The 22,175-nt window shown below is 69.3% G+C and carries 17 protein-coding genes; 6 read left to right on the top strand and 11 right to left on the bottom strand.

Annotated elements, in window-relative coordinates:
• Window positions 1-25: 25 nt before the first annotated feature.
• Both QUE68_RS26965 and QUE68_RS26960 read right to left on the bottom strand, forming a co-directional pair.
• Window positions 26-1,033: an acyl-CoA dehydrogenase family protein gene (locus tag QUE68_RS26965; protein ID WP_286274710.1), complete on the bottom strand. Its 1,008-nt coding sequence runs from the start codon at window positions 1,031-1,033 to the stop codon at window positions 26-28.
• Window positions 1,030-2,187, bottom strand: coding sequence for an acyl-CoA dehydrogenase family protein (locus QUE68_RS26960; RefSeq protein ID WP_284229733.1), 1,158 nt, complete (start codon window positions 2,185-2,187; stop codon window positions 1,030-1,032). The genes QUE68_RS26965 and QUE68_RS26960 overlap by 4 nt, the downstream gene beginning before the upstream one ends.
• 80 nt (window positions 2,188-2,267) lie before the next feature.
• Here QUE68_RS26960 and QUE68_RS26955 point away from each other — a divergent pair, with 80 nt between their 5' ends.
• Together QUE68_RS26955 and QUE68_RS26950 are read left to right on the top strand one after the other, a co-directional pair.
• The gene (locus QUE68_RS26955) at window positions 2,268-3,203 is read left to right on the top strand and encodes a helix-turn-helix domain-containing protein (RefSeq protein WP_286274709.1); all 936 of its coding nucleotides are present in this window, start codon (window positions 2,268-2,270) and stop codon (window positions 3,201-3,203) included.
• Window position 3,204: 1 nt separating this feature from the next.
• A complete protein-coding gene (locus QUE68_RS26950; RefSeq protein WP_286274708.1) occupies window positions 3,205-3,729 on the top strand; it encodes a dihydrofolate reductase family protein in 525 nt (174 codons plus the stop codon).
• Here QUE68_RS26950 and QUE68_RS26945 read toward each other — a convergent pair.
• Window positions 3,726-4,352: a TetR/AcrR family transcriptional regulator gene (locus QUE68_RS26945; RefSeq protein WP_286274707.1), complete on the bottom strand. Its 627-nt coding sequence runs from the start codon at window positions 4,350-4,352 to the stop codon at window positions 3,726-3,728. The genes QUE68_RS26950 and QUE68_RS26945 overlap by 4 nt on opposite strands.
• Window positions 4,352-4,498 carry a hypothetical protein gene (locus QUE68_RS26940; protein WP_284229725.1) on the bottom strand — a complete coding sequence of 49 codons (147 nt, stop codon included), beginning with the start codon at window positions 4,496-4,498 and terminating at the stop codon, window positions 4,352-4,354. Before QUE68_RS26940 ends, QUE68_RS26945 begins: the two co-directional genes overlap by 1 nt.
• A 221-nt stretch (window positions 4,499-4,719) precedes the next feature.
• Between QUE68_RS26940 and QUE68_RS26935 the strand changes: the two genes are divergently transcribed.
• Together QUE68_RS26935 and QUE68_RS26930 are read left to right on the top strand one after the other, a co-directional pair.
• Window positions 4,720-6,555 (top strand): acyl-CoA dehydrogenase, encoded by a 1,836-nt coding sequence (locus tag QUE68_RS26935; protein ID WP_286274706.1) that lies wholly within the window; start codon window positions 4,720-4,722, stop codon window positions 6,553-6,555.
• 5 nt (window positions 6,556-6,560) lie between these two features.
• Window positions 6,561-8,396 (top strand): acyl-CoA dehydrogenase, encoded by a 1,836-nt coding sequence (locus QUE68_RS26930; protein WP_286274705.1) that lies wholly within the window; start codon window positions 6,561-6,563, stop codon window positions 8,394-8,396.
• Window positions 8,397-8,405: 9 nt separating this feature from the next.
• Here the strand turns inward: QUE68_RS26930 and QUE68_RS26925 are convergent, their stop codons facing one another.
• Window positions 8,406-9,890, bottom strand: a complete 1,485-nt coding sequence (locus QUE68_RS26925; RefSeq protein ID WP_284229719.1) for an aldehyde dehydrogenase — start codon at window positions 9,888-9,890, stop codon at window positions 8,406-8,408.
• A gap of 55 nt (window positions 9,891-9,945) precedes the next feature.
• Window positions 9,946-10,710: a class I SAM-dependent methyltransferase gene (locus QUE68_RS26920; RefSeq protein WP_284229717.1), complete on the bottom strand. Its 765-nt coding sequence runs from the start codon at window positions 10,708-10,710 to the stop codon at window positions 9,946-9,948.
• A 99-nt stretch (window positions 10,711-10,809) separates the two neighbouring features.
• Between QUE68_RS26920 and QUE68_RS26915 the strand changes: the two genes are divergently transcribed.
• The gene (locus QUE68_RS26915) at window positions 10,810-11,961 is read left to right on the top strand and encodes a glycosyltransferase family 4 protein (protein WP_284229715.1); all 1,152 of its coding nucleotides are present in this window, start codon (window positions 10,810-10,812) and stop codon (window positions 11,959-11,961) included.
• Here the strand turns inward: QUE68_RS26915 and QUE68_RS26910 are convergent.
• Genes QUE68_RS26910 through QUE68_RS26900 form a run of 3 tightly spaced genes read right to left on the bottom strand, consistent with a single transcriptional unit; the run spans window position 11,923 to window position 15,628 of the window.
• Window positions 11,923-12,720 (bottom strand): hypothetical protein, encoded by a 798-nt coding sequence (locus tag QUE68_RS26910; protein ID WP_284229713.1) that lies wholly within the window; start codon window positions 12,718-12,720, stop codon window positions 11,923-11,925. The genes QUE68_RS26915 and QUE68_RS26910 overlap by 39 nt on opposite strands.
• Before the next feature lie 5 nt (window positions 12,721-12,725).
• Entirely contained in the window at window positions 12,726-14,366 is a 1,641-nt protein-coding gene (locus QUE68_RS26905; protein WP_284229711.1) for a hypothetical protein, read from the bottom strand.
• Window positions 14,367-14,422: 56 nt separating this feature from the next.
• Window positions 14,423-15,628 carry a DUF3068 domain-containing protein gene (locus QUE68_RS26900; protein ID WP_284229709.1) on the bottom strand — a complete coding sequence of 402 codons (1,206 nt, stop codon included), beginning with the start codon at window positions 15,626-15,628 and terminating at the stop codon, window positions 14,423-14,425.
• A gap of 198 nt (window positions 15,629-15,826) precedes the next feature.
• On the opposite strand from QUE68_RS26900, the gene QUE68_RS26895 reads away from it, so the two are divergent.
• On the top strand, window positions 15,827-16,936 hold the full coding sequence (locus tag QUE68_RS26895) for an acyltransferase family protein (RefSeq protein ID WP_284231419.1): 1,110 nt from the start codon (window positions 15,827-15,829) through the stop codon (window positions 16,934-16,936).
• A 36-nt stretch (window positions 16,937-16,972) separates the two neighbouring features.
• On the opposite strand, the gene QUE68_RS26890 is transcribed toward QUE68_RS26895, so the two are convergent.
• Both QUE68_RS26890 and QUE68_RS26885 read right to left on the bottom strand, forming a co-directional pair.
• Window positions 16,973-17,950, bottom strand: coding sequence for a phosphotriesterase family protein (locus QUE68_RS26890; protein ID WP_284229707.1), 978 nt, complete (start codon window positions 17,948-17,950; stop codon window positions 16,973-16,975).
• Window positions 17,951-22,174: an alpha-(1->3)-arabinofuranosyltransferase domain-containing protein gene (locus tag QUE68_RS26885; protein WP_455013540.1), complete on the bottom strand. Its 4,224-nt coding sequence runs from the start codon at window positions 22,172-22,174 to the stop codon at window positions 17,951-17,953. It abuts the gene before it with no gap.
• Window position 22,175 lies beyond the last annotated feature (1 nt).

Below are 22,175 nucleotides of genomic sequence, written 5' to 3'. Positions count from 1 at the left end.
ACGTCGACGCGGAGGGCCGCGTCGGTTAGGAGCCGACGACCAGGGCCCACGCCTCGTCGGCACCGAGCGCCATCCGGCCGAGCCGGGCGGCGTGCTGACCCGTGGTGCCGAACTCGTCGGCCCAACTCCGCGCACGCATCGTGGCCAGCCAGAGTTGGTGCTCGGCGGTGACGCCGATGGCCCCGTGCAGCTGATGCGCAATCGTGGTCACCGGGCCGACCGCGCGCCCCACGGTCACCTTCGCGACGGTCACGGCCACGTCGGCGCGCGGACTGTCGAAGCCGTGCTCGTTGGCCGCGGCGATCGCCAAGGTGGTTGCAGCCCGGGCCTGTTCGACTTCACCGATCATCGCGGCCAGGGAGTGCGCTACGGCCTGGAATGCGCTGAGGGGCCGGCCGAACTGCTTCCGTTCCCTGGTGTGCGCAGCGGTCAGGTGCACCGCGGCGTCGAAGGCGCCCACGATCTGCACGCACCGCGCCCACGCCCCACGCCGCTGAAGTTCGTCGGCGACGTCGCGGGGGAGTCGGATGACGTCAGCCGTGGACAGGTCGAACGGCACGTCACCGCGGGGCTCGCCGGCCAGGTTGTGGGTCGTCGCCGACGCCCGATCGAGCACCGCGACGAACGTCGCGTCGGCCGAGCGCGCGGCCAGGACGACGGGTCCCGCCGCGGGCCACGGCACGTTCACGGCGGTCCCGGTGATCCGGTCGCCGTGCGGTTCGACGTCGGCGACCGCCACCGTCAGCGGGCCGTCGTCCGGAACCGTCAGCTCCGCGGTCGCCGCCAACCACGCGGCGAGGACGTCCGTCTCGGCGATCGGTACGGCTGCCGCATGCCGAGCCAGGCCGCCGAGGACGACGGCCGCTTCGGCCGGCCCGGCGCCTTGAGCGCTGGTCAGCCTGGTCAACCCCGAGGTCTCGAGAACACGCCACAGGTCGTCGTCGAACGCCTCCGGCAGGCCGTGCCGTCCGACGCGCGCATCGGCGGACCGTTGTCCGATCTCCTCGATCAGCTGTTCCAGTTCGTCGCTCACCGGGCCGCCTTGGCGACCAGGCCGCGCAGCACCTCGTTGGTGCCCCCGCGCAGGGTGAACAGCGGCGCATGTACCCGCGCGGTGTCCAGTAGCTCCCGGAGGCGGACACCCTCGGGGCCGTCGACGAGGTCGACGAGGTCGGCGGCGCGTTCCACGGACTCCTGCTCGAAGTGGGTGCCGACGTCCTTGACCAGGGCCGCTCGCGTGTTCGCGTCCTGCCCTGCGGTCAGGGCTCGGGCAACGGAGATGGACAGCTGACGGAGCGAGATCATCCTGGCGACCAGATCGCCGACGGCGGCGGCGGTCCGGTCGTCGACGTCGCGCCGGCGCAGGGCCGCCACGATCTCGAACAGCATGGTCGCCGTGGACAGGAGACGCTCGGGCCCACTGCGTTCGAACCCCAACTCGGAGGTGACCTGGTGCCAGCCGGCGCCGATCTGGCCGAGGACGTCGTGATCGGTCAACCGGACGTCGTCGAACAGCACCTCGTTGAAGTGGTGTTCACCGTTCATCAACACGATCGGGCTGATGGTGATCCCCGGCAGGTCGGTCGGCACGATGAACTGGCTGAAGCCGGCGTGACGATGCTCGGTATCGAGGGGGCTGGTCCGTACCAGCACGACGATCTGATGGGCGAGGTGCGCGCCGCTGGTCCACACCTTGGTGCCGTTGAGCACCCAGCCGTCGTCGTCGCGCGTGGCCCTGGACTGGACGGCCGCGAGGTCGGAGCCCGCGCCGTGCTCGCTCATGCCGATCGCGGAGTACAGCCGTCCCGCCGCGATGAGTGGCAGCAAGCGCCGTCGTTGCTCCTCGGTCCCGTACGCCAGCAGGCCGGGGGCGACCTGGCGGTCCGCGATCCAATGTGCGCCCACCGGTGCGCCGTGCGCGAGCAGTTCCTCGGTCACCACGTAGCGGTGCAGATACCCCGACCCGTCCGCCGGGGCGCGGCCGCCATATTCGACGGGGATGGTCAGGCCGATGAAACCGGCCTCGGCGAGCCGGATGCTGAACGCGGTGTCCCAGCTGGACAGCCAGCAGTCCACCGCCGGCGTCCACCCGAAGGAGTCGCGGTCGGCCGCCAGGAACTCCCTGATCCCCTTGCGAAGATCAGCGAGATCGCCGTCATTGGCGCACAGTGCATCGAATTCGCTCACTAGGGTTCCGAGTCTAGTGCGGCGGTGAGAGCAGGAATCGTCATGTCGCGCTGCGCAGCGCCGGACCATACTCGGTGATTGTGAGCGATCCGCTGAGTTCTTCCCCGGAGTCGCTGCGATCTCTGCGTCGAGACCGCCTGCGAGAGTTGCTCGACGCCGTCGTCGGTGGTGACCATGCCGACGTCACCGAGATGGCGCGCAGCAGCTTCACGTCCCCGTTTCACTTCTCCCGCCAGGTCAGCCGATCGACGGGTGAACCACCCGCGGCGATGCGTCGGCGCGTCATGCTGGAGCGGGCCGCATGGCGACTGCAACGGGGCGAGGGTGTCGCGGCCGTGGCGGCCGAGGAGGGGTGGTCGTCACCCGAGGTCTTCTCCCGCGCCTTTCGGCGCGCGTACGGAGTGCCACCGTCGCAGGCGCGTGACGTCGCGTTCCGCCTGGCCGCACCGAACGGGCTGCACTTCCATCCGCCGGGGTCGCTCTGGTTGGACAGCGCGGACGACACCACCTCGCCTGAGGTCTCCCACCTGATGGTGGCGCACGACGTGGCCGACACCGCGTACCTGATCGGTGCGGCCGCCGAGTTGACCGAAGAGCAATGGGGAGAACGTCTTTCACCGGGACAGGTGGTCCTCGACTGGGATGGGGAGGAGCCCAGTGTCGGCGCGGTGCTCGGCGCCATCGTGTGGTCGAAGGAGGTCTGGCTCGCCAGCATCGAGGGACGCGACCAGCCCGAGTGTCCCCGGCTTCGGGCTGCCGCCCGGCTCGCCGACGACCATGCTGCGGTATCCGCCCGGTGGACGTCGATGGTGGGCGAGGTTGCCGCGGACGGTCGAATGGGCGACACCGTGATCGACGCTCTGTGCGATCCGCCGGAGTCGTTCCAGCTGTACGGCATCGTCGCGCATGTGCTGACGTATGCGGCGCACCGGCGGGAGCTGGCCCGGACGATGCTTGCCCGGCACGGTGTCCTGGCGGGACGCGGTGACCCGTTGGACTGGATGCGAAGGAGCTGACATGGGATTCGTGTACTACACCGCGTCGAGCCTGGACGGTTTCGTGGTCGACGAGGCGAACAGCCTCGACTGGCTCACCTCACGGTCAGTCGACGCCAAGGGCCCGTTCGGCTACGAAGCCTTCGCCGATGACGTGGGGGCACTGGTGATGGGGTCGGCCACCTACGAATGGATTCTGACGAACCATCCCGGTGACTGGATGTACGAGCAGCCGACGTGGGTGCTCACCCACCGGTCCGACGTCATCGCCGATGGTCATCCCGTGCAGACGTTCACCGGTGAAGTCGCCGAGCTGGCGCCGACATTGGCCTCGGCCGCGGCGGGCAGGGACGTCTGGGTCGTCGGCGGTGGCGTCGTCGCGGCGCAGTTCGTTGCGGCAGGGCTGATCGACGAGATGGTCATCACGTATGCGCCGTGCTCGCTCGGCGCGGGCGCCCAGGTACTGCCGCTGCACTCCGAATGGGTGCTGCGCGACGTGGGCCGCAACGCCGACTTCGTCTGTGCGCGTTGGGCAAGAGCCGCCTAGCGCCCGGCGGAGGGCAGCCCGAAGCGGTGCACGAATTCCCTTGACTTGATGAGGAATTCGATCTGCAGCGCGACCTCGCGCAGTGGCTCGATGGTGCGGGTCGCGCGGCACAGCACCACGGCACCCTCCAGTGCGGCGATGCAGGTCATCGCCAGCGATCCGGCGTCGGCCTCGTCGAACCCATCGGCGACGAACGCACGGGTGAGTGCAACCCGCCAGCGGTCGAAGATGTCACCCGCGATTGCGGTCAGGGCGGGATCGTCGCCTGCCGAACCGATCGCTGCAGCCACCACCGGGCAGCCTGCAGCGAAGTCACTCTCGGCGAGCGTGCGCTCCCAGAACGCGACGAACTGTCGCACCAGCGGGAGGTACCCCTGTGCGGCGGCGTCGTCGATGACGGCAGTGATCGCATCGCCGGCGTACAGCAGCGCCTCGGTGAGCAACTGGCTTCGGCCGTCGGGGAAGTGGTGGTACACCGAACCGCGGGGTGCGCCGCTGCGCGCCAGCACCTCGTCGATCGTGACGCCCGCGGCGCCCTTCTCGCGCAGGACCTCGACGGCCGTGTCCAACATCCGGTGACGGGTCGAACCGCGCGGATTGGCGACCTTGGGGGGGTCTGGCATCAGGCGGCGGCCCCCGGGTGACGCTGTTTCCCGTGCCTCCACTGGGCCACGCGTGGGGCGCGCAGCGGGGGCAGGGACGGCACCGAGACGTCGCCGACGGTGTGGGTGAACTTGCGGCCCAAGACGTTGATCTCAATGATCCACATGGGTGCCTCCCTAGCTATGTAACCGAGCATAAATCGCATAACACAGGCACGCAACGAATGTATTCCTCATCACACTGGAACGACGCTCGGGCACCCTGACTATGGTCGAAAACATATTCGCCGAGTCCGTCGTAGGCGGGCGGGCGGCCCAGTTCCCTGGTTGCCGCCGGACCGACGGACTACGCTTCGTGGCGCACTTCGATGGCGAAAGGCGCTAGATCATGGGCCACTACAAGAGCAATGTGCGCGACCTCGAATTCAATCTCTTCGAGGTCCTTCAACTCGAGAAGGTGCTGGCATCCGGCGAGTTCGGCGATCTGGACGCGGCCTCGATCCGCGACATGCTGAGCGAGGCCGCGCGGCTGGCCGAAGGGCCGCTGGCCGAGTCGTTCGCCGAATGTGACCGCCATCCGCCGACGTTCGATCCGGAAACGCACTCGGTGACGCTGCCGGAACCGTTCAAGAAGTCGTTCAGGGCCTGGCAGCAGGGCGAATGGTTCCGGATCGGTCTCTCGGAGGACGTCGGCGGCGTACCGGCCCCCTCGATGTTGTCGTGGGCGATCAACGAGTTTCCGCTCGGTGCGCAGCCGGCCGCCTTCATGTATCTGGCGGGGCCGGTGCTGGCGAGCATCCTGCACGAGGAGGGCAACGCGCAGCAGAAGCATTGGGCGGCACTGTCCGTCGAGCGCAACTGGGGTGCCACCATGGTGCTCACCGAGCCCGACGCCGGATCCGACGTCGGTGCCGGGCGCACCAAGGCCGTCGAACAGGCGGATGGCACCTGGCACCTCGACGGCGTGAAGCGCTTCATCACCAGCGGTGACTCCGACGACCTCTTCGAGAACATCGTCCACATGGTGCTCGCCAGACCCGAGGGCGCCGGGCCGGGCACCAAGGGACTCTCGCTGTTCATGGTGCCCAAGTTCCTGCCCGACCCCGAGACGGGTGAACCCGGCGAACGCAACGGCGTGTACGTCACCGGCGTCGAGCACAAGATGGGTCTGAAGGTGTCGGCGACGTGCGAGCTGACCTTCGGCCAGAACGGCCGGCCGGCGATCGGGTGGTTGGTCGGTGACACCCACAACGGCATCGCGCAGATGTTCAAGATCATCGAATACGCGCGAATGATGGTCGGCACCAAGGCGATCAGCACCCTGTCGACCGGATACCTGAACGCGCTCGACTACGCGAAGACGCGAATTCAGGGCGCCGACATGACTCAGATGACCGACAAGGCCGCACCGCGTGTCAGCATCCTGCACCACCCCGACGTGCGACGGGCGCTGCTGACGCAGAAGGCGTACGCCGAGGGGTTGCGGGCGCTGTACCTCTACACCGCCGCCCATCAGGACGTGTCGGCGGCGGACGTGGTCTCGGGTGCGGATGCCTCGATGGCCGGTCGCGTCAACGACCTGTTGCTGCCCATCGTCAAGGGCGTCGGGTCGGAACGGGCCTATCAGACGCTGACGGAGTCCCTGCAGACCTTCGGTGGCTCGGGGTTCCTGCAGGACTATCCGATCGAGCAGTACATCCGCGACGCCAAGATCGACTCGCTCTACGAGGGCACCACCGCGATCCAGGCGCAGGACTTCTTCTTCCGCAAGATCGCCCGCGATCAGGGTGGCGCGCTTGCGCATCTGGCAGGTCAGATCCAGTCGTTCCTCGGGGCGGAATCGGCCCGCGCCGAACTCGCCGACTGCCGCAAGCGGCTGGCGACGGCGCTGGCCGACGTCCAGGCGATGGTCGGCACGATGACCAGTTATCTGGTTGCCTCTCAGCAGAATTCGCGTGACCTCTACCGCGTCGGCCTGGGCTCGGTGTCGTTCCTGCTGGCGGTCGGCGACCTCTTCATCGGCTGGATGCTGTTGCAGGGGGCCGAGATCGCCCTGGACGCCCTCGATGGTGAACCCTCCGATCGCGACCGCGCGTTCTATCTCGGCAAGATCACCGCGGCCAGGTTCTTCGCCAACAACGTGCTGCCGCGACTGGCCGCCGAACGCAAGATCATCGAATCGGTCGACCTGACCACGATGGACCTCGACGAAGGAGCCTTCTAGCCACCGTGAGCCACTACAAAGCCAACGTCCGGGACCTGGCGTTCAATCTGGTCGAAGTGCTCGGCCTCGAAAAGGCGCTCGCCACCGGTAGATTCGGCGGTCTCGACGCCGATGACGTTCAGGCCATGTTGGCGGAGGCCGCCCGTCAGGCGGAGGGCCCGCTCGCGGCGTCGTTCGAGGAGAGTGACAGGAACCCGCCGACGTTCGACCCCGAGACGCACTCGGTGGCGCTGCCGCAGGCCTTCAAGGAGTCGGTGCTGAGCTGGCAGCGGGGTGAGTGGACGCGCATCGGCCTGGCCGAGGAGATCGGTGGTGTCCCCGCGCCCGCGATGGTCAGGTGGGCGATCAACGAGTTCCTCGTCGGTGGGCTTCCGGCGGCCTTCTTCTACCTCGACGGGCCGCCGATGATGGACGTCCTCTACGACGTGGGCAACGAGCAGCAGAAGCGTTGGGCTGCACTGGCGGTCGAGCGCAATTGGGGTGCAACGATGGTGCTCACCGAGCCCGACGCGGGCTCCGACGTCGGTGCCGGGCGGACCAAGGCGGTGGAGCAGCCCGACGGCACGTGGCATCTCGACGGCGTGAAGCGGTTCATCACCTCAGGGGACTGCGACGACCTCTTCGAGAACATCGCCCACCTGGTGTTGGCGCGGCCCGTTGGTGCGGCGCCCGGGACCAAGGGGCTCAGCCTGTTCCTGGTGCCGAAGTTCATGCCCGATCCCGAGACGGCGGCCCCCGGCGAGCGCAACGGCGTCTACGTCACGGGCCTCGAGCACAAGATGGGCCTGGCGGCGTCGGCGACGTGCGAGCTGACCTTCGGCCAGAACGGCAGACCCGCGATCGGCTTCCTGGTGGGCGACCGCCACGAGGGCATCGTGCAGATGTTCAAGATCATGGAGTTCGCGCGAATGGCCGTGGGCGGCAAGGCCATCGCCACGCTCTCGACGGGGTACCTCAACGCACTCGAGTTCGCCAAGACGCGCGTGCAGGGTACCGATCTGACTCAGATGACGAACAAGACGGCACCAAAGGTGACCATCCTGCACCACCCCGACGTCCGCCGTTCGTTGCTGATGCAGAAGGCCTACGCGGAGGGGCTGCGGGCGCTCTACCTGTACACCGCGGCGCATCAGGACGACGTGGTCGCGGAGCTGGTGTCGGGCGCCGACCCCGACGTCGCGCGGCGCGTCAACGACCTGCTGCTGCCAATCGTCAAGGGGGTCGGATCGGAGCGGTCGTATCAGTACCTTGCCGAATCGCTTCAGACGCTTGGTGGTTCGGGATATCTGAGGGACTATCCGATCGAGCAGTACGTCCGCGACGCGAAGATCGACTCGCTGTACGAGGGCACGACGGCGATCCAGGCGCAGGACTTCTTCTTCCGGAAGATCGCTCGCGATCGTGGCGTCGCGCTGGACCACGTGCTGAACCAGGTAAGGGACTTCGTCGAGAGTGCAGCCGGCCATCCCGAGCTGGCCGCCGCCCGCACCGTGCTGGCCACCGCACTCGCCGACGTGCGGGCCATGGTCGCGACGCTGACGGGCTACTACGTCGCGGCGAGCAACGAGCCGTCCGAGGTCTATCGCGTTGGCCTACAGTCGGTACCGTTCCTGCTCGCCGTCGGTGACCTGCTGATCGGCTGGCTGCTGCTGTGGCACGCCGAGATTGCCTCGTCAGCGCTGGCCGGGCAGCCCGGCGATCGCGACCGTGCCTTCTACCGCGGAAAGGTCACCGCAGCAACGTTCTTCGCGATGAACGTGCTGCCGCGTCTCGGTGCCGACCGACGCGCCATCGACACCACCGAGCTGGCGGCGATGGAGCTGGCGGAGGAGGCCTTCTAGCCCAGCGAGCTACGGCGTGTAGCCGAACGGCAGCAGCACGCTCTTGGACTCGCAGTACGCCTCGATGCCCTCGGGGCCGTTCTCGCGACCGATGCCCGAGTTCTTGTAACCGCCGAACGGTGCGCCCGGGTCGAAGGCGTACATGTTGACCGCATAGGTGCCGGTGCGAATCTTCTTCGCGATCTCCAGCGCCTTCGGGAAGTCGGTGGTGTACACGCTGCCCGCCAGCCCGTAGGCAGAGTCGTTGGCGATGCGCACCGCGTCGTCCTCGTCGTCGAACGGGATCACCGCGAGCACGGGCCCGAAGATCTCCTCCTGGGCGATGGTCATCGAGTTGTCCACGTCGGCGAACACCGTCGGCTCGACGAACCAGCCGCCGTCGAGGCCCTCAGGGCGACCGCCGCCGGTGACGATGCGGGCGCCTTCCTCGACGCCCTTCTTGATGTAGCCCTCGACGCGCTCGCGCTGCCTCTCGGAGATCAGCGGGCCGATCATGGCGCCGGCGTCGTCGGGCAGGCCGATCGGCATCGCGGCCACGGCGGCGGACAGCTTCTCCACCACTTCGTCGTAGCGCGACCGCGGCGCCAGGATGCGGGTCTGGCCCACGCAGGCCTGGCCGCAGTTCATCAGCCCGGAGAAGACCAGCATCGGGAGCGTCGAATCCAGGTCGGCGTCCTCGAGGATGATGGCGGCTGACTTGCCACCCAGTTCCAGGGTGCAGGCCTTGAGATTCTCGGCCGCGATCTTGGCGACCTCCTTGCCGACGCCCGAGCTGCCGGTGAAGGTGTACTTGTCCAGCAGCGGGTTGGCGGTCAGCGCGCGTCCGGTCTCGGCACCGCCGGGCACGATGGACAGCACGCCTTCGGGCAGTCCGGCCTCGGCGAACATCTCGGCCATCGCGAACACCGACAGCGGCGTCTCGGCGGCGGGCTTCAGCACGACGGTGCAGCCGGCCAACAGGGCGGGGCCCAGCTTGTTGGCGGCGAGGAAGAACGGGACGTTCCACGCGGTGACCGCGCCGACGACGCCGATGGGCTCCTTGAGCACCAGGGTCTGGCCGTAGATGCCGTCGCGGATGTCCTCCCAGGTGAACTTGTCGGCAGCACCGACGTAGAAATTGAACGACGACATCGCGGCGCCGTACTGCATCATGTCGACGATGGTCGGCGGCTGTCCCGTCTCGGCGGCGAGCAGGAACTTCAGCTCGTCGGCACGCTCCTCCATGAGCTTGACCGCGGCCCCGAGGACGGCGGCGCGCTCAGCGGGTGAGGTGTGCGGCCACGGGCCCTCGTCGAACGCCTTGCGCGCGGCGATGCAGGCGGCGTCGACGTCGGCCGCCGAGGCCATCGGCACCTTGCCGACGAGCTCGCCGGTGGCGGGCGAATGCACTTCGATGACCTCGGACGTGGCCGGCTCGACCCACTTGCCACCGATGAACAGCTTGTCCCACTGGGTGTTGAAAGCGGATGTCTTGAGGGCCGTGCTCTGTGTCATGGCCGTCACATTACCCACCGAACCGTCACACGAGAACCTGTTGCAGTTCTCGTATTCACGACGGTTGCAACACCAGCACCAGATTGCTGACCAGAAACTCCCGCAGCAGGGGCACCCGCGTCATCCACCACGCCCATCGCGGGTGGTAGCGGGGAAATGCGGCGATCAGCATCCCGGTGCTCCGGGCCCAGTCCAGCCCGTCGGCGGCCGACACCGCGAACAACGACGAGCCGTAGTCATTCTTAGGGCGATGACCGTGTCTGCGGGCGTACCGCTCGGCCGCCCGGGCACCGCCGAGATAGTGCGCCAACCCCATCTCGTGGCCGCCGAACGGACCGAGCCACACGGTGTAGGACAGCACGACGAGCCCGCCGGGCCTGGTCACCCGCAGCATCTCGCGGCCCATCCGCCATGGATCCCGGACGTGCTCGGCGACGTTGGAGGACAGGCAGAGGTCGACGCTGTCGTCGGCGAACGGCAGCGCCATGCCCGAGGCCCGGACGAACGTGCCGTTGCCCCGCTCCCCGGCCGGGCCGGCATGCATTTCCGAGGCATCCGGCTCGACGCCCACGTACTCCACGCCGGCTTCCTCGAAGGCGGTCGCGAAGTAACCGGGGCCGCCGCCGACGTCGAGCAGCGTGCGGCCCGTCGGCGCGGTGCCGTGGGTCGCCGTCCACAGCGAGGTGACCATGGCGACGGTGTCGGCGGCCAGCGCACCGTAGAACCGGGCCGGATCGCGCTGTTCGAAGCGGAACTCGCCGAGCAGTCGGACCGAGCGACCGAGGGTTGCCCGGCGGGCGAGGAGACGGGTAGCACGCACAGCCCGACTCTATCCAGCGCCGAGTGGCTAGTTATGTCACGCAAAACGGCCAGAACCGTGCGACAAGTGGCCACTCGCGCGGGGTTTAAGCTGGCCGCAATGTCCATCCACTCCGTGCTCCTGCTGTGCTGGCGCGACACCGGCCACCCGCAGGGCGGCGGTAGCGAGACCTACCTGCAGCGGATCGGCAGTCAACTGGCGGCCGACGGCGTCGACGTGACGCTGCGCACCGCCCGCTACCCCGGGGCTCCGCGACGCGAGGTGCTCGACGGCGTCACGATCAGCCGCGGTGGCGGCCGCTACGGCGTCTACGTCCTGGCGGGACTGGCGATGCTGGGGGCGCGCGTCGGGCTCGGGCCGTTGCGGCGGGTGCGGCCGGACGTGGTGATCGACAGCCAGAACGGCATCCCGTTCCTGGCGCGACTGGCGTTCGGGCGGCGGTCGGTGGTCCTGGTTCACCACTGCCACCGCGAGCAGTGGCCCGTCGCAGGCCCACTGCTGAGTCGGATCGGCTGGTTCGTCGAGGCCACGCTGTCGCCGCGCCTGCACCGCGAGAACCAGTACGTCACGGTGTCGCTGCCCTCGGCGCGCGATCTCGCCGACCTCGGCGTGGATCCGGAGCGCGTCGCCGTGGTGCGCAATGGGTTGGACGAGGCACCCGCCGATACGTTGACGGCGCCACGGTCGGAGACGCCGCGGGTGGCGGTCCTGTCGCGGCTGGTGCCGCACAAGCAGATCGAGGACGTTCTCGACGCCGTCGCCGAGCTGGCACCGCTGATGCCGGATCTGCGCCTCGACGTCGTCGGCGGCGGCTGGTGGCACGAACGCCTCGTCGAGCATGCCGCGCAGCTGGGGATCACCGATCTCGTCGTCTTCCACGGCCATGTCGATGACCGCACCAAACATGAGGTGCTGCAACGGTGTTGGGTGCACGTCCTGCCCTCGCGCAAGGAAGGCTGGGGGCTGGCGGTCACCGAGGCGGCTCAGCACGCCGTGCCGACCATCGGTTACCGGTCCTCCGGCGGGTTGACCGACTCCATCGTCGACGGCGTCACCGGACTGCTGGTCGACGACCATGCCGAGCTGGTGGCCCGGCTGGAGCGGTTGCTGTCCGACGAGGTGCTGCGCGAACAGCTCGGCGCGAAGGCTCAGGCCCGCAGTGGTGACTTCTCCTGGCGCCAGAGCACCGACGCAATGCGCGTCGTCCTCGACTCAGTGGTCGACGGCCGGCTGGTTGGCGGCGTGGTCTGACGCCTGTGGATCGGCAGGTGGCGGTGTTGGTGTGCCACCGATGAGGTCATCCCAGTGTCGCCGCACGGGCGCCCACCGACGGTCGAACGCGGCGGCCCGCCGCTGCGCCCTGGCCTTCTTGCGCGGACTGTAGCGCCAGCGCGCCCACGGTGACGTCGGACGGGCCAGCCGTACGGCGGCCACCCACGCGATGGGGGACAAGAACACGCCGAGCAGCGCGGTGGGGTACTTGCCCTTCAGCGCCGTGATCGCGACCAGCACGAAGTTCGCGAGCAGCACCCCGACGGCCGCATACCGGAACGCCGCGATGTCGGGCGGCAGATCGCGGACCTGGACCGGGGACACCCCGACCGTCGCCAGCCCGACGCAGGCGCCCGCCAACGTCACGACGTTCACCGACAGCTGGCCCTCCTGGGACCAGTACACGTCCTGCAGCCGGAAGATCATCGCGAACTCGTCGAGCACCAGCGAGGCGCCGACGCCGACCAGCAGCGCGGCGAGATAGGTCCACACCGACAGCGGCGGTGAGCCGACCCCGGTGAAGCCGCCGACGATGAGCAGCACCACCCCCGGCGTGGAGTGGTGCATGTGCACCCCACCGCTGCTGACATCGTGGAACGGACCCTTGCCCGCCCGAATGAGGCGCGTGATGGTGCGCGTGGTCAGGAAGGTTACGACGAACGCGGTGAAGCTGAGCAGCAGCGGGCCCTTGTAGCCGTCCACGACATCGGCCTGCCACCACGTGTTCAGCCAACTCATGGCGCCTAGTAGACCGCACCTCGGCGACGCCGTGTGATTGCCGCGGCGATCATGCCGACCGCACCGGCGAGAAGGGACGCCAGCCAGACCAGGTGCGCGGCGATCACGAGGCCGCGGTGCGAGGCCGCGGGGTGCTCGCCACCGACCCGGTAGACGGTGAGGTCGTCGGCGGCGAACGCGACGGGCAAATCGAGTCGCGGCTCGCCACCCTCCACGACGACCCAGCCGACGCCCGCCCTGGCGAGTTCGTCGACACCCGCCCCGTTCTGCACCAGCCGTTCCACCTCTCGTGCGCGCCGACCCTCGCCGGGCACCGTCTGCCCGCCGATGTTCAGGTCGCCGGTGGTCAGGACGTCGGCGGACACCCACCGCGGCAGGGGATCGAGCACGGGCGCGGCGCCCGCCCACGGGTACTGGCGCATGCTGTCGGGGGGGAGCACCGCAACGGGGCCGGGGACGGCGTCGATGAGCGCCGCCGCGGCCGGCCAGGCGGACGGGTAGCGCACGGACGTCACCTTGCCGCCGACGCCCCACGCCAGGTCGGGCAGCACGACCACCAGCGCCAGGCAGCACACCGCCGCGGTGACGACGCCCGGTATCCGGCGCTGCAGCGTGACGACCGCCGCGGCGCCGGCCAGCGCATAGCCCGGCACCGCCAGGGCGACCCACTTCTGAGCGTCGCGCAGCACCCCGAGGCCCGGCACCGCCCGGAGGAGCGCCTCGACGGCGGCCAAGCCGGGGCCCGTCGCCATCAGGGCGGGCGCCAGCACCGCGACCGCCGCGAGGATCAGAAGCGGCCGCGCGGCGGGTCGACGCACCGCCGTGGGCAGCCCCGCCACGACCACCATCAGCAGGACGGCGGTCGCGACGATCGCGAAGAGCGTTGTCCGCGTTGCGGGTACGGCCTCACCGTTCCAAATCCCACCGAGACCCGCCAGGCTGAGGAGGGTGCCGAGTCCCGGCTCGGCCCTGGCGGCGAACTCGGTCACCCCGGCAGCCTGGGTCGACGACAGCGAGCCCGCCAACATGGGCGCGACGAGCCACGGCAGCGCGCCGAGGACCGCCGCGCCGAGCGAGGCCGCTGCGCACACCCGCCGCGAGCGGCCCGCGCCGGGGGCGACGCACGTCACCAAGGCCACGGTCGCCGCGAGCATCAGCCCGGTCGGCGTCAGCCCGGCCAGCGCGGTCCAGAACAACACGGGCCACCACGGCCCTCCGGAACCCATCCGCAGCACCGCCACCGCCACCCAGGGCAGGCAGCCGTACCCCACCAGAAGGCTCCAGTGACCCTGCAGGAGTCGTTCGGCGACATAGGGATTCCACACCGCGAGCGTCGCGGCCACGAACTGGCCGGGCAGTCCGGCGTCGGATACCACCTCGGCCGCCAGCCGGGCCGCCCCCCAGCCCGCGAGCCACAGGCCCGCGATCAGTAGCAGCTTGACGATGACGCCGCCGTCGACGACGTGCGAGGCCAGCGCGATCGCGAAGTCCTGCGGCAGGGCCCGTGGCGCCGCCTCGGTGAGGCCCAACGCGGCATCGGTCAGATGCGAACGCGGCGTGGACACCGCATCGCGCAGCAGCAGATAGCCGGGTTTCAGCAGCGGCGCGGTCACCGCCAGGGCCAGTGCCAGCGCGTATGCCGGCACGGCCCACCGGGCCGGAGCGAAGCGACCGGGGGTTGGTTTCCGACGAATCCGGACGATCAGACCGGTCGGTCCGGCGGCAGGTCCGACGGTCTCTGCGTGGGGATCTTCTCGGTCGCGGCCTCCGCGGCGGGCATCGGCCCGGTATCGCTGGGTCGACGGCCGAAGAACCCGTGGCCGGTGTCGTCCAGCCCCGGATCGATCAGCGCCGACTCGGTGCGCAGCGTGAACGATCCGAGCAGCACACCACCGACCAGGAACACCAGCCCGAGCGCGGTGAAGGTGATCGGCAGGATCCTGCCCCACAGTGCGACCACGTCACCCTCGGAACGCGCGCTGGCGACCTGCGACTCGACGGTCTGTTCGGTCGAGGTGACCTTGTAGTCGGCGAACGTCACCTCGGGCCGGAGGGCGTCGCGGGCGTAGTAGTGGTACCCGTGCTCCTCGGCCTTCACGATGGTGCCGGACACCGGGTCCACCCAGAAGGTGCGCTCCGCCGCGTAGTAGCGGGTCATCGTGATCTGCTCTTCTGGGTCGCCGGGCAGGCCCCACAGCTCGGCCCGCGCGGAGACCACACTGTCCGCATCGTCGCCGTAGAGCGAGGCGTACTTGATGGGTTCGACGAGCTTGCCCGCGGAGTCGTAGCCGACGTTTTGGGTGAATCGGAAGGTGTTCAGACCGTTGACGTCTTCTTCACCGTCGTAGTTGGCGTCGTACGCCTTCTGCGCGATCGGGTCGAAGTACGGGTAGGTCTTCTTCTCGGTGTCGAACGGGAACCGGTAGGCCAGCCCCTCGTGCGGCAGCGCGACGTTGGTCGGCGGCTGCGGGTCATCGATGCTGCGGGGCTTCTGCACCGAGCCGCCCGGGTTGGTGTCGCTGGACACGGCCAACGCGGTCCTGCGGTCCACGGTGACGGTGTCGACGAGGGCCAGCAGCAGCCCGTTGTCCTGCTGCCTGTCGGTCCGGCGCAACGTGTTGCCTACCTGCAGGGTGACGACGTCGGCGTTGGACGGGGCCTCGACGCTGATCTGCTGCTGGTAGGAGACGGGCGCATTCCGATCCACGACGAACTTCTGCGTGTTCAGCGAGGCGGGGTCGAACACGGTTCCGGTACCGTCGCTGACCAGCGTGGTGTCGATGTCGAGCGGGATCTTGGCGATCTTGCCCTCGGTGTACGTGGACAGCAGCAGGGCTGCGATCAATAGAGCGGCACCGAGTCCCATGAGCCCGCACGCCGCTATACGCAGCGCCACAGCGCGGTTCAAACCGTGCCTCCTTCTCGTCGAGAGACGACTCCACTCAGGCCGTCACCTGCCTCGAAGGCAGCTGGGGCAAACCTGCTCGACCCTAACAGCCCGACGAAGAGGCCGGTGCTGAGTACGAGGCCATGGGGCACACTGGGCCGGGTGAGCGACGCGGGAAGTGTGTCCGGCACGCGTAGCTTTCTGCCCGCTGTCGAGGGCATGCGGGCGTGTGCAGCCATCGGCGTGGTCATCACCCATGTCGGCTTCCAGACCGGGCACACCACGTGGAGCACGGGACGCCTGCTGGGGCGTTTCGACCTGGCGGTCGCGGTGTTCTTCGCGCTGTCGGGCTTCCTGCTGTGGCGCGGCCACGCCGCGGCCGCGCGCGGTCTGCGGCATGCGCCACCGACGGGCCACTATCTGCGGTCCCGCATCGTGCGCATCATGCCCGGCTATCTGGTGGCCGTGGTGGTGATCCTGACCTTGTTCCCCGACGCCAACGCCGACCTGACGGTGTGGTTGGCCAACCTGACGCTGACGCAGATCTACGTGCCGTTGACCCTGACGTCCGGGCTGACGCAGATGTGGAGCCTCTCGGTGGAGGTGAGCTTCTATCTGGCGCTGCCGTTCCTGGCGCTGTTGGCGCGACGGCTGCCGGTACGGGCGCGGATTCCCGCGATCGTCGTCGTCGCCCTGGCCAGTTTCGCCTGGGGACTGATCCCGTTCTCGGTGCCGTTCGGCGTCAACCCGTTGACGTGGCCGCCCGCGTTCTTCTCCTGGTTCGCCGCGGGCATGCTGATCGCCGAACTGACCGTCAGCCCGGTGGGATGGGCGCACCGTCTGGCCCGGCGTCGCGTCCTGATGGCGATCATCGCGCTGGGTGCCTTCGGTCTGGCCGCCTCACCGCTGGCCGGCCCCGCCGGTCTGGCCCCGGGCACGCTGGGGCAGTTCCTGATCAAGGTGTCGATGGGCGCGGTGGTGGCGGGGGCGTTGCTCGCGCCGCTGGTGCTCGACCGGCCGGACACGCCGCACCGCATTCTCGGCAGCACGGCGATGGTGACGCTCGGGCGGTGGTCCTACGGGCTGTTCGTCTGGCACCTGGCCGCGCTGGCGATGGTCTTCCCCGTCATCGGGGAGTTTCCGTTCAACGGACACATGCCGGTGGTGCTGGCGCTGACGCTGGTGTTCGGTTTCGCCATCGCGGCGGTGAGCTACGCGCTGGTGGAGTCACCGTGTCGTAATGCGTTGCGGCGCTGGGAGAGGCGCTACGCCATCTCCCCGCTCGACAGCTCGGTCACCGACTCGCCCGAGCCTGCCGTCGCGCGCTAGCCCGATGGCGCGGCCCGCGCGTTGGCGTCGACCCCGTCAGTAGCCGCCCTGGGTGGCGAAGATCCTGCGGGGATTGTCGACGAGCATCGTGGTGATCTGCTCGTCGGTCACACCGCGTCGTCGCAGCGCGGGAAGCACGTCATCGTGAATGTGCAGGTAGTGCCAGTTGGGCAGCGCCACCGGCAGCGTCTCCTCGGGAAGCGCATCGAAATAGCAAGAGGCATCATGGGATAACACCATCTTGTCGGCGTGACCCCGTTCGCACATCGTCGCCACGGTGTTGACGCGATCCTCCGTGGACAGGAACGCATCCACTCCGAAGCGGTCCATGCCGAGGTAGGAACCCCCGGCGATCAGCTCCTCGAGGTAGGCGATGTCGGTGGTGTCACCGCTGTGGCCGATGATCACCCGGGTCGGGTCGACACCCTCCTCGGCGAAGATCCGCTGCTGCTCGAGACCGCGTCGGGTCGCCGCGTGGGTGTGGGTGGAGATCGGCACACCGGTCTGACGGTGCGCCTGCGCGACCGCGCGCAGGACACGTTCGACACCCGGCGTCACCCCCGGCCTGTCGGTGGCGCACTTGAGGATCGCCGCCTTCACACCGGTATCGGCGATGCCGTGCTCGATGTCGCGAACGAACATGTCCGTCATGATCTCCGGGCCGCCGAGCGCTGCGCCTGGCCCCAGATAGTGGAAGTACATCGGGAGGTCGTTGAAGGTGTACAGGCCGGTGGCGACGACGATGTTCAGTTCGGTCGCCGCGGCGATCCGCGCGATGCGAGGGATGTAGCGCCCGAGGCCGATCACGGTCAGGTCGACGATCGTGTCGACGCCGCGGGACTTGAGCTCGTCGAGCCGCACGATCGCGTCCGCTTCGCGCTTGGCGCCGTCACCCCAACCCTCGGGATAGTTCTCCGTGATCTCCGTGGTCATCATGAACACGTGCTCGTGCATGAGTGTCACACCGAGGTGGCCGACGTCGATGGCGCCGCGGGCGGTGTTGAGGAGGGGCACTCACTCGATGTTAGGGACGATCTTGCGCGCCGCAGGCGAAATGGGCACCACCGACGCCGCGAGCGCGGCCACCGAGATCAACGCCACCAGTTGGACGCCCCACGCATGCCCGAGGTAGCCGTCGACCGATCGCCACGGGTGACTGCTCAGCACGGCACCGGCGAGGATCAGCCCGCCTGCCGACGTGGCGAGCACGGCGCGGTCCGAGATCACCGGTCTCGACCGCAGCAGGTACCGCCATCCGACGGCAGCGCCGACGACGACGACGCCCACGAACCCGGAGATCAGGAAGCCCACCGCCAGCACCGCCGCGGCCGCGCCCAGTGGTCCCGGTCGCCACGGCTCGGCGGCGTCCAGCGGCGCGCGGTCCCGGCGGACGGGAACGAAGGCGAGCAGCAGCAGCAGGGGTAGTAGCGCCAGCCCCCCGAAGAGGCCGACGCGGTAGGTGGTGTTGGACGCGAAGTCGAGCGTGACGGCGCCCGACGTGCCGGCGGGCAGGACCCAACCCTGCTGCCAGCCGTTGACCGTGACGGGCTTCAGCACCGTGCCGTCGGCCGTCTCCGCGGTCCAGCCGGGGTTGATGCTCTCGGGCACCACCAGCACCCGCTCCGCGTCGGCGGCGGTCACGTCGACCTCGCGGTGATCGGCCTGCCATCGTGTCGTCTGCGTAGGAGTCATTGGGGCGCTGGGTAATCCAGCTGCGAGGGGACCGGCCAGCTGTACCCCGTCGGCGATGAACGCGGGACCTGGGCTGATCACCAGCTCCTGCTCACCGGCGGGCAACGCGATGGTCGGCGCTCCACAGGGCCTGGCCGGTACCGGGTCACCGTCGAGAAGGGCGCCGACGGTGGTGGTCAGCGAGGTTTGGATGAACTGGCCCGCGACGCCGATGATCGGGCCCTTGCCGCAGGGCAGGTCGATCGCACGGTCGCGGTTGCGCGCCGGGTCGGGGGCGGCGATCGGGTCGCCGCGACCGTCCAGTGCGGTGACCTCGGCCAGCCCCGGCGGCTTCACCTGGTCGAAACCCAGTGCGGTGCGGTCGATGACGTCGTTCCAGTCGAGGATGGAGATCGTGACGGTGTCGGTGACCCGCGGATGCAGCCGCACGGTCTGCGGCCCGTCGGTCGTCAATGGTCGCACCTGCGGACCGTCGCCCAGATCGATCGCGACCAGCGTCGGGTGGGCGGGCAACTCCGCAGCACTGGGCGTCAACCGCAGGGCGGCGACGTCCGTCGGGCGGGGGAGTTTCAGCGTCAGGTTGCCCGCGGTGCGATGCTGCACGATGTTCTGGGGCGCAGTCCACGAGGTCCGCGGGTCGCCATCGCTTGCGGCGTAGGCGGATCCGAGCACGTCGATCAGATCGGCGTCACCGCCGGCTCTCGCCGTGCCGGGTTCGGCGATCAGGTCGGCCAGGTTGGGCCCCTGCCGAGCGCGCACCCACACCGTGGGTGCCACGGCCATGGCCTCCGGTACCGACAGCGTGCGACTGAGGTTCACCGGTTCCTCGGGGGTGAGCGCCATGGTCGCGGCGCAGCGGACCGCGTCGGGTCCGTCCGCGCAGCCCGGCCGCCCGAGCAGCTCTGAGCCAAGATCCCACTGTGCGACAGCCGAACCCGGTGGTGGCGGCGGGACGTAGACGGTATGCCGAAGGCTGACCGGCTGGGCGAAACCCGACGCGTCGTACTGGGTGATGGTGAAATCGGTGATGCCGAACTGGACGCCGGGGGAGCCGTCGTCGGTGTCCGCCGCCGTGAATCGCACCCAGGGCGTCTCGCCCATCGGGAGGGCGGCCGACAACGGCTTGCCCGCCTGGTCGAAGCGCAGGGTGCTGGTCCCGGTCGCGGTGGAGACCTCGATGCGCCGCACCTGCGCCCCAACCGCGGTGGCGCTCGGGGTGATGGAGATCGCGGCGTTGGCGATGGGATGGTCGAAGTCGACCTGAAGCCATTGCCCCACAGCCGCTTGCAGTGAGTTGGACACCCAGCTGGTTGCGGGGTCGCCATCGATGGCCGCCGCCGCCCCCGTCGCGGGCGCGACGTACGGCAACGCGGTCGAATCCGCCGCCGAGCTGGACACCGACAGCCTGCCGCCCGGCCACCCACCGTAGACGGGTTCGACGCCACCGGCGGGATAGTCCATCACCCGGTTGTACGTATTCCGTGAATCCCCTTGCGCGCGAATGGCTGACGAGTGGTCGTCGACCCGGCCGTAGTCGGTTTCCCGGGCGACCGGCGAATCAGTGACCGTGACGACGGGCGCGGGCAAACCGGCGGCTTGGGCGTCGGCGGTCAGCACCATGGGACCGAGCGGGGGCTGGCCCAGCAGCCGGCGGCGTTCGTCGATGCGGAGCAACGCCTCTGGGCCGCCGTCGACGCGGGCCATCGCACCTGCGTCGGTCAGGTAGGGGCGCAACGGCTTGGCGCCGTCGACGCGGTAGATCTCGATTGCCGGATAGCGCGGCCGCAGCCCGCTGTCGGTGATGAAGCCCGCCAGGGTGCCCGGCCCGACGGAATCACCGAACTGCGCGACCCTCGTCAGCCCGGGTGAACCGTCGACGACGCGGTGCACCAGCAGCGGGCGGGCTGACCGTGACGTCTCCGGATCCAGGTCGTTGCGCACGACGAGGTACGAAATGCCCTGTCGGACAAGCGTGTCGGCGAGGCCGGCGGATGGTCTGCCCGCCGCGAACAGGCGCTGCACCGAGTCCAGCGCGCGGATGGTCTTCGGCGGGGTCAACGGAATCGAGTCACGCACGCCCCACGGACTGTCGCCCAGTACCTGCAGCGGCTCATCGTGGCTGTTCCCCCACACCTGCGTGGCGAACGGCGCGCCGGGCACCACCAGCACGCGACCGGTCGGCTGATCCTGCTCGTCGAGCCAGTCGGCGGCGTCGTGCCAGTACTGGGGTATCGCGGTGAACGTGCCGGGCGGAGTCAGTCGCGCGGTCCACGCCAACGACGTGGCCACGGTGAGCGCGACCAGGACGACGGCGCCCACAGCGACCCGTTTGTCGCGTTCGGGATGGGCCAGCGCAGCCAGCCATACGGGCCTCGGCACGCTGCCCGGGAGCGGCACGCGACTCAGCAGATGCGCGATGCCCAGCACCAGCGGCAGCCGGATCAGCGGCTCCAGCTTGTGCACATTGCGCAGCGGGGTGCCGGAGCCGTCGAGGAAGGCCTGCACGTCCTGGGCGAACGGACTCCCCAGACCGCCGGAGTAGCCGACGGCCAACAGGCTGAGACCGATGAGCAGGATGGCGATCAGTCGGCCGCGTGCGGGCATCGTCCGCAGCGCCAGCCCGGCCATTCCAGCGGCGGCCACGAGCGTGGTGGCGAGCACGGCGACCGACCCCGTGACGAGCGACGCCCCGGCGGTGGCGTTCGGCGCGACGAACGGCGTCCAGCTGTACGTACCCCTCAACACCTCCACCAGCGACAACCACTGCGTCGTGACACCGGAGGATTCGATGAAGTCGAGGAATGGCGGGCTGATCCGGCCGAGCATGACCAGCGCCACCAGCCACCAGGTGACCGCGAGCACCCCGGACAGCGCCCACCACGCCGTGAACCGCCACCACAGTTTGTTCGGGCGATGGGCCGCCCACCAGATCAGCGCCGCCAGGCAGGCCGTCAGCGTGGCGACCGCGTTGACGGCGCCCATCAGCGCGACGGCCAGCCCGGATCTGGCCGCCAGTAGGCGCACCGAGCCCGATCCCCTCAACGCCAGGATCACCGGAAGCAGCACCCACGGAGCCAGCATCATCGGCAAGGTCTCCGACGAGATGGCGCCGAGCGTGGTCAGCACTCGCGGTGACAGGGTGAACGCGAGTGCCGCAACGACCCGCGAGCTCGTGGTGCCGACGCCGAGCGCCTCGGCCAGTCGGATGATGCCCCAGAATCCGACGATCAGCAGCAGTGCCCACCACAGTCGCTGCGTCACCCAGCCCGGAAGCCCGATGACGTCCCCGGCCAGGAAGAACGCACCGTGCGGGAAGAGGTAGCCGTAGGCCTGGTTCTGCGACTGCCCGAACGGCAGGTCGCTGTTCCACAGATTGCCCGCCCTGGCGAGGAATCGCAGCGGGTTCGCGGTCAGGTCAAGCTTGGTGTCGGGGGAGATCTGCCCGGGTGACTGAGCGAAGGTCAGCGCAAGGGCGATGGCTCCGACGAGCCACAACCAGCGACGGCTCAGAGGTGTGGCGACCGGGGAGTTGGGTTCGGCAGGCAGG

It is taken from the genome of Mycolicibacterium sp. TUM20985 (genome assembly GCF_030295745.1).
Classification (GTDB): domain Bacteria; phylum Actinomycetota; class Actinomycetes; order Mycobacteriales; family Mycobacteriaceae; genus Mycobacterium.
Note: the sequence above shows the minus strand (reverse complement) of the source record. Positions and strands in the feature narration are given on the sequence as shown.